This is a genomic window from Variovorax sp. YR752 (assembly GCF_943372545.1).
The window spans coordinates 1-8,062 of sequence record NZ_CALRZC010000308.1; the positions used below are offsets into that span (position 1 = coordinate 1).

The window sequence follows — 8,062 nt, forward strand, 5'->3', positions numbered from 1 at the left end:
CCTCGCGCATCATCGAGAAGGTCGTGTCCTTGTAGATCTTGAACTGATCGAGCGGATCGGCGACGAAGAGGATGTTTTTCATCAGGCGTTCTTTCCGGCGCCGGGAGCGGCGGCTGTGGAGGGTGTTTCTGGCGGCATGTTGCCGGAAGCGGCGATGTCCTTGTCGGCCGGGGCCTTTTCCTTTGGCACCTGTGCGCTGCGTGCGCGGCCGAGCTGCTGCACCGCCAGCGCCACCGCGCCGGCCACCACGCCCCAGAAGGCGGAGCCGATGCCGGCCAGCGTCACGCCCGAGAGCGTGACCAGGAAGGTGATGAGCGCGGCCTCGCGGTGCGCCTCGTCGCGCACCGCCGCGGCCAGCCCGCCGCCGATGGTGCCCAGCAGCGCCAGCCCGGCGATGGCCGCGACCAGTTCTTTCGGAAAGGCCGTGAGCAGGCCCGTGACGGCCGCGCCGAACAGGCCGATCACCACGTAGATGGCGCCGCAGCTCACGGCCGCCGTGTAGCGCCGCGCCGGGTCTTCGTGCGCCTCGCGGCCCATGCACATGGCGGCCGTGATGGCGCTGAGGTTGAGCGCAAAGGCGCCGAAGGGCGCGAGCACCAGCGTCGCGAGGCCGCTGATGGTGATGAGCTTGCTGACCGGCAGATCGCTGAAGCCGCTGGCGCGGATCGCCGCCACGCCGGGCAGGTTCTGCGAAGCCATGGTCACGACGAACAGCGGCAGCGCCAGGCTCACGATGGCCTGCCAGGTGAACACCGGCGCCGTGAACACCGGCCAGGTGAGCGAGAACTGCACAGCCGACCACGCCAGCTCGCCGCGCGCGGCCGTGAAGGCGATGGCCACCAGCAGCGTGAGCGGCACCGCGTAGCGCGGCAGCAGGCGCTTGCCGATGAGGTAGGTGCCGAGCATCAGCAGCACCAGCGGCAACGCGGTCTGCGCCGCCGTGAAGGCCGACATGCCGAAGCGCGCGAGCACGCCGGCCAGCAGCGCCGAGGCGATGGCCATCGGGATCTTGTTCATCACGCGCTCGAACCAGCCGGTGGCGCCCGCGATCACGATCAGCACCGCGCTGACGATGAAGGCGCCCACCGCCTCGCCCATGCCGTAGCCCGCGCCGGCCACGGCCAGCACGGCCGCACCGGGGGTGCTCCACGCAATCATGACGGGCTTGCGCCACCACAGCGAAGGCAGCGCCGAGGCGAGCCCCATGCCGATGCCCAGCGCCCACATCCACGAGGCCGTCATTTCGGGCGTGGCCCCGAAGGCCTGGGCGGCCTGGAACACGATGGCCACCGAACTCGTGAAACCCACGAGCACGGCGACGAAGCCCGCGGTGAAGGCCGAAAGGCTCAGGTCTTTGAAGAATCGCATGGCGCGATTTTGCCGGGGCACGCGGCGTGGCGCCGCGGGCCTCAGATTTCGATCTTGGAGCCGAGCTCGACCACCGCGTTGTTGGGCAGGCCCAGGAAGGCCGCAGCACCGCTCGCGTTGTGGTGCATCTGCGCGAACAGCTTCTCGCGCCACGGCGCCATGCCGCTGCCGAGTGTGGGGATCACGACGTCGCGCGAGAGGAAGTAGCTGGTCGTCATCGGCTCGAGCTGGCAGCCGCGCATGCGCGCGTTGTCCAGCGCGCGCGGCAGGTCAATGTCGTTCTTGAAGCCGTAGTGCACGATGACCTGCCAGCAGTGGTTGCCCAGTGCATCGATCTCGATGCGCTTGTCCATCGGAATCCAGGGCACCTCGTGGTTGCGCACGGTGACGAACATGTTCTGCTCGTGCAGCACCTTGTTGTGCTTGAGGTTGTGCAGCAGCGCGTTGGGCACCACGCCCGGTTCGGCCGTGAGGAACACGGCCGTGCCGTCGACGCGCGCGGGCGGGCTCATGAACACCGAACCGAGGAACGACTTCAGGTCGATCGCATCGGCGTGCTGCGCCTCGCCCATGAGGCGGCGACCTTCCTTCCAGGTGATCATCAGCGTGAACACGAGGCCGCCGATCAGCAGCGGGAACCAGCCACCTTCGAACAGCTTGAGCAGGTTCGAGGCGAAGAACAGGAAGTCGACCACGAAGAAGACGGCGGTCGAGGCGATGCACAGCGCCAGCGGCAGCTTCCACGCGTAGCGGATCACGAAGAAGGTCAGGATCGTGGTGATCAGCATGTCGGTCGTCACCGCGATGCCGTAGGCCGCGGCCAGGCTGCTCGAGGTGCGGAACATCACCACTGCCAGCACGATGGCCACGAACAGGCCCCAGTTGACCAGCGGGATGTAGATTTGCCCGGCCGTGCGCACGCTGGTGTGCTCGATGTTCAGGCGCGGCAGGTAACCCAGCTGGATCACCTGGCGCGTGACGCTGAAGGCGCCGGTGATGAGCGCCTGCGAGGCGATCACCGTGGACAGCGTGGCCAGCAACACCAGCGGAATGAGCGCCCATTCAGGCGCCATCATGAAGAACGGGTTCTTCACGGCTTCGGGGTTCTCCAGCAGCAGCGCGCCCTGGCCCAGGTAGTTGAGCGTGAGCGCCGGCATGACGACCGAGAACCACGCGATGCGGATCGGCTTCTTGCCGAAGTGGCCCAGGTCGGCGTACAGCGCTTCGGCGCCGGTCACGCACAGCACCATGGCGCCCAGCAGGATGAAGCTGGTGCCGGGGTTGTCCCAGATGAACTTCAGCGCGAACCAGGGGTTCAGGGCCTTGATGATTTCGGGGTGGTGCGCGATCTGCCACACGCCCAGCACCGCAATGGCCGCGAACCACGCCAGCGTGACCGGGCCGAAGAACTTGCCGATGCCTGCGGTGCCGCGCTTTTGCACCGCGAACAGGCAGAACAGCACGACCAGCGTGATCGGGATCACGTAGTGCTTGAAGTGCGGCGACACCACCTCCAGGCCCTCGACCGCCGACAGCACCGAGATGGCCGGCGTGATCACGCCGTCGCCGTAGAAGAGCGAGGTGCCGAAGATGCCGACGACCAGCAGCAGCTGGCGCAGCCTCGGCTTGTCGGTCACGGCCTGGGAGGCCAGCGCGAGCATCGCGACCAGGCCGCCCTCGCCTTCGTTGTCGGCACGCAGCACGAGCACGACGTACTTGATCGACACGATGACCGTGAGGGTCCAGAAGAACATCGACAGGATGCCGTAGACGTTCTCGACGGTGAACGGCACATGGCCGTGACCGAAGACTTCCTTGACCGCATAGAGAACGCTGGTGCCGATGTCGCCATAGACGACGCCAATGGCGCCGACGATGAGGCCGGCAGAGATGTTTTTGGGGGCTGACACGAGGTCGATGGGAAAAGGGCGGCTCGCAATGATCGACGCGTCAGTCACGCCGGGGTACCGCGGCCGCGCCGCGCATCCCTCCGCCCTTTGGGTTCCTTTGCTGTGGGGCCGCTATTTTGCCGTTGCCCGCCCGCGCCGCAACCCGCCCCCGCCGCTCATTCGTAGATTTCGGCGTCCGGATCGGTCGCTTCCATCTCGTAACTGGCCGCGACCATGGCCAAACGGCCCACCACGCCATACATGTAAAAACGATTGGGGGCGCTGGCACCGGGCTTGGCGCCCGGTTGCGGCAGCTGCGCGCTTTCCGAGAAAGCCAGCGGCACGTAGCTGGCGCCCGGCTGCTTGAGGTTCTCGTCGGCGGCGCGCTCGGCATGCACGCGGTAGAAGCCGCCCACCACGTAGCGGTCCATCATGTAGACCACGGGCTCGGCCACGCCGTTGTGCACGCGCTCGTTGGTGAGCACGCCTTCCTGCACGATCAGCTCGGTGGGTTCGCGCAGGTCGCGCCCGGCGCTGGTCTTGGCGGGCGACGAGGTCGCGGTGCGCGACTTGCCGATGAGCGCCTCGACCTCTTTCGCGTCGCGCACGGTCACGACGCCGGGGCTGCCGCTGCCGCTGTGGCCGCCCTTGACGACCACGAACGGCTTCTCGTTGATGCCGTATTCCTTGTACTTGCGGCGCACCTTGGTGAGCACCGCGTCGACATGGCTGGTGAGCACGTCGATGCCGCGGCCCTCGGCCACGTCGACGCCTTCGGCGCGCGCGTAGATCGGGTTGATCAGCCAGGGGTCGATGCCCAGCAGCTTGCCGAAGCGCTTGCACAGCTCTTCATAGCTGTGCAGGTGGTTGCTCTTGCGGCGTACCGACCAGCCCGCGTGCAGCGGCGGCAGCAGGTACTGCTCGTGCAGGTCTTCGAGGATGCCGGGCGTTCCTGCAGAAAGCTCGTTGTTGAGCAGAATTGTGCAGGGATCGAAGTTCTTCAGGCCCAGGCGGCGCTTGGAACGCACCACCGGTTCGAGCGTCACGGTCTCGCCGTTGGGCAGCTCGATCTTCTTGGTCGACTTGATGGCCGGATCGACGGAGCCGATGCGCACATTGAGGCCCGCCATATGGAAGATGCGCACAAGTTGCGCGATGTTGGCGAGATAAAAGGTGTTTTTCGAGTGATTTTCAGGAATGACGAGCAGGTTGCGCGCTTCCGGACAGATCTTTTCGATGGCCGCCTGCGCGGCCTGCACTGCCAGCGGCAGCATTTCCTTGGTGAGGTTGTTCCAGCCACCCGGGAACAGGTTGGTGTCGACCGGGGCGAGCTTGAAGCCCGCGTTACGGATGTCGACGGCGCTGTAGAACGGCGGCGTGTGCTCCATCCACTCGAGGCGAAACCAGCGCTCGATGGCGGGCGTCGAGTCGAGCACCCGCTGCTCCAGTTCGTTGATCGGGCCGGTCAGGGCAGTGACGAGATGCGGAACCATGCAGCGGCCTTGTTGGTTTTGTGCTTAAAGGTGGAGTGGAATTGTAGGATTTGGGGATGGCCGCCCCGATGACAAGCAGCCAAAGAGAACAAAGCACCCCAATCCACAACTCACGTTGCAAGAACACCGCGGCACGGGCCTCGCCGCGCCGCCGGCCCGATGGCCCCAGCCTTTTCGGACCCGACTAGCTGCGGACTTCGCCCTGCCCCAGCACCACGTACTTGAGCGAGGTCAGGCCTTCGATGCCGACCGGGCCGCGCGCATGGAACTTGTCGGTGCTGATGCCGATTTCGGCGCCCAGCCCGTACTCGAAACCGTCCGCGAAGCGCGTGCTCGCATTCACCATCACGCTGGCCGAATCGACCTCGCGCAGGAAGCGCTGGGCATTGATGTGGTCGCGCGTGACGATGGCGTCGGTGTGGTGGCTCGAGTAGCGGTTGATGTGCGCAATGGCCTCGTCGACCCCCGCCACCACCTTCACGCTGATGACGGCGGCCAGGTATTCCTCGGACCAGTCGGACTCGACGGCATCGAGGATCTTCGCCTGCGGATGGTGCGCCTCGCTGGCGCGCAGGATCGCGGCGGCAGCCGGGTCGCAGCGCATTTCGACGCCCTTGGCGGCAAAGACGGCGGCAATCTCGGGCAGGAAGTGGTCGGCCACCGACGCCGACACCAGCAGGCCTTCGGCGGCGTTGCAGGGGCTGTACTTCTGGGTCTTGGCGTTGTCGACGATGCGCAGCGCCATGTCGAACTCGGCCGTGTCGTCCACGTACACGTGGCAGTTGCCGTCCAGGTGCTTGATGACGGGCACCTTGGCATCGCGGCTGATGCGCTCGATGAGGCCCTTGCCGCCGCGCGGAATGATCACGTCGACAAACTCGGGCATGGCGATGAGCTGGCCCACGGCTTCGCGGTCGGTGGTCTGCACCAGCTGCACCGCCTCGACCGGCAGGCCGGCTTCGGCCAGCGCCTCGGACACCAGCAGCGCCAGCGCCTTGTTCGACTCGATGGCCTCGGAGCCGCCGCGCAGGATGGCGGCGTTGCCGCTCTTGATCGCGAGGCTCGCGGCCTCGATCGTCACGTTGGGGCGGCTCTCGTAGATCATGCCGAAGACACCGATCGGCACGCGCATCTGGCCCACGCGGATGCCGCTGGGCTGCTGCTTCATGCCGATGATCTCGCCGATCACGTCGGCCATGCCGGCCAGCTGCTCGCAGCCCTCGGCCACGGTTTCGAGGACCTTGGGCGTGAGCTTGAGCCGGTCGACCATCGGGGCCGACAGGCCGGCGGCGGTGGCGCGTGCCAAGTCCTTCTCGTTGGCTGCAGCCAGCGCGGGGCCGACTTCGCGCAGGCGCCGGGCCAGCGCTTTCAGTGCTCTGTTTTTGGTAGCTGCATCCGCACGGGCCATGAGGAATGCAGCGGCTTTGGCTTGCAGACCGAGGGTCTGCATGTGCTCGCTGACGTTGAACGCGTTCATAGCCTCGCATTTTCCCACGCGGACCTTCGGTCCGGCTGACGCGGGCCTTTTGCCGTCTACAGACGGCACGTGGAGGTCAGGCGCGGCGTGGCGCCGCGGCCGTGCTGCAGGCGCGGCACAGCATCAGCGCCAGCCGCTGCAGCGCCTGCCAGCCGCTGGCGGGCCAGTCGGGCTGCTTCAGGCCCTTGCAGATGCCGTCGACCAGATGGGCCGCGCGCAGCAGCCGGGTCAGCATGCGGTCGTCCAGGCGCGGCAGCACGCGCTCGAAGGCGCGCTCGCGCGGGCCCCAGATGCGGTTCTCGCGCAGCGCCATCGGCAGCGGGCGGCCGGCGGCCATGGCGTCCTTCACGCGCTTGAGGGCGCGGATGTCCTCGGCGATCGTGTAGTGCACCAGCACCTCGGCCTCGCCCTCGGCCTGCAGGCCGTCGAGCATGCGCGCCACGCGCTGCGGGTTGCCGGCCAGCACGGCCTCGGAGAGCTTGAACACGTCGTAGCGCGCCACGTTGTTGACGGCGCCCTCGACCTGCTCCCAGCTCAGCTCGCCGGCCGGGTGCAGCAGCGCGAGCTTCTGGATTTCCTGGTGCGCGGCCAGCAGGTTGCCTTCGACGCGGTCGGCAAAGAACTGCAGCGTGCGCTGGCCTTCGTCGCCGGGCATCACGCGCTGGTTCTGCAACCCGAGGCGCTGCGCGATCCATTGCGGCAGCGCGGCGCGCTCGATCGGGTCGACCTGGAGGCTCACGCCGTTGTTCTCGAGCGCCGAGAACCACGCGCCGGTGCGCGTGGCCTTGTCCAGGCGCGGCAGCATCACCAGCGTGAGCGTGCTGTCGTTGCCCGGCGCTGCTTCGGCCAGCTGCTGCAGCGCAACGCTGCCGTCCTTGCCGGGCTTGCCCGAGGGAATGCGGATCTCGACGATCTGCTTGTCGGCGAACAACGAAAGCGAGCCCCCGGCCGCGAGCACCGCGCTCCAGTCGAAGTGCGCGCCGGCCACGGTGTACGAGCTGCGCTCGGTGTGGCCTTGGGCGCGCGCGGCGGCGCGAATGGCGTCGGCCGCTTCTTGCGCAAGCAGCGGCTCGTCGCCGTGGATCGTGTAAAGCGGCTTCAGGCCCTTTTGCAGGTGGGCGCCGAGCTGGGCACTGGCAAGTTGCATTGAAAAAACGGAAGCGACGCTTACAGGGATTGCACTGCCGCCAGCCGGCGCATCAGCTGCTGCGCGATGTCGGCTTGCATGTCGCGGTACAGCAGCTCGGCCTCGCTCTCCTTGGCCAGCGCGTTGGTTTCGTTGAAGCTCAGGTCGCGCGTCTGCGAGACCTCGGAGGCGGCCAGCAATTCCTTGCCGCCCGGCGTGCGCAGGCTGAAGCGGATGCGCAGGCGCAGCTGCACTTCGCGCAGCAGGCCGGCGGAATTGGTGGAGATCACGAAGCGGTCGCGGTCCTCGCCCAGCACGACCAGCACGGCATCGGCCGTGCTCGCCGCTTCCTTGGGCACCAGCGTCACGGTGCCGGCCGCGCGCAACTCGCGCCGCAGCTGGTTGATGAGTGCCGTGTTGCCTTCGAGCGAAAGTGTCTTGAACGCAAAGGTCGGCGCCTGGCGCAGCGCAAAGCCGCAGCCGGACAGGGCCAGCGAAGCCCCCGCGACGCCGAGGCCCAGGAGAAAGCCGCGGCGCGGCTGCGAGGCATTGCGAATGTTCATGCGTCTGTCGTTTCCGTCGTTCTGCAGTGTCTGGTTCAGATGACCACGTTGACCAGGCGCCCGGGCACCACGATCACGCGCTTGGGCGGCGCACCTTCGGCGAAGTTGACGAAGTCGTCGCAGGCGATCGCCAGCCGCTCGATCTC

The 8,062-nt window shown here is 67.2% G+C and carries 6 protein-coding genes; all 6 read right to left on the bottom strand.

What is annotated here, in order from left to right; translation table 11 throughout:
• Positions 1-81 precede the first annotated feature (81 nt).
• Positions 82-1,368 (bottom strand): benzoate/H(+) symporter BenE family transporter, encoded by a 1,287-nt coding sequence (locus AAG801_RS38230; protein ID WP_341893114.1) that lies wholly within the window; start codon positions 1,366-1,368, stop codon positions 82-84.
• Between the two features lie 41 nt (positions 1,369-1,409).
• Positions 1,410-3,278, bottom strand: coding sequence for a potassium transporter Kup (locus tag AAG801_RS38235; RefSeq protein ID WP_341893115.1), 1,869 nt, complete (start codon positions 3,276-3,278; stop codon positions 1,410-1,412).
• Between the two features lie 155 nt (positions 3,279-3,433).
• Complete coding sequence (gene gshA / locus AAG801_RS38240) at positions 3,434-4,750, bottom strand: glutamate--cysteine ligase (protein WP_101488326.1); 1,317 nt, start codon at positions 4,748-4,750, stop codon at positions 3,434-3,436.
• 184 nt (positions 4,751-4,934) lie between these two features.
• The gene (locus tag AAG801_RS38245) at positions 4,935-6,227 is read right to left on the bottom strand and encodes a glutamate-5-semialdehyde dehydrogenase (RefSeq protein WP_341893116.1); all 1,293 of its coding nucleotides are present in this window, start codon (positions 6,225-6,227) and stop codon (positions 4,935-4,937) included.
• A gap of 76 nt (positions 6,228-6,303) precedes the next feature.
• A complete protein-coding gene (gene holA / locus AAG801_RS38250) occupies positions 6,304-7,374 on the bottom strand; it encodes a DNA polymerase III subunit delta (protein WP_192194624.1) in 1,071 nt (356 codons plus the stop codon).
• Positions 7,375-7,394: 20 nt separating this feature from the next.
• Positions 7,395-7,916, bottom strand: a complete 522-nt coding sequence (lptE, locus tag AAG801_RS38255; RefSeq protein WP_341893117.1) for an LPS assembly lipoprotein LptE — start codon at positions 7,914-7,916, stop codon at positions 7,395-7,397.
• Positions 7,917-8,062 lie beyond the last annotated feature (146 nt).

Excerpts from the sequence above, each read along its gene's own strand:
- gshA (WP_101488326.1), bottom strand. The coding sequence starts at position 4,750 with ATGGTTCCGCATCTCGTCACTGCCCTGACCGGCCCGATCAACGAACTG.
- lptE (WP_341893117.1), bottom strand. The coding sequence starts at position 7,916 with ATGAACATTCGCAATGCCTCGCAGCCGCGCCGCGGCTTTCTCCTGGGC.
- holA (WP_192194624.1), bottom strand. The coding sequence starts at position 7,374 with ATGCAACTTGCCAGTGCCCAGCTCGGCGCCCACCTGCAAAAGGGCCTG.
- AAG801_RS38245 (WP_341893116.1), bottom strand. The coding sequence starts at position 6,227 with ATGAACGCGTTCAACGTCAGCGAGCACATGCAGACCCTCGGTCTGCAA.
- AAG801_RS38230 (WP_341893114.1), bottom strand. The coding sequence starts at position 1,368 with ATGCGATTCTTCAAAGACCTGAGCCTTTCGGCCTTCACCGCGGGCTTC.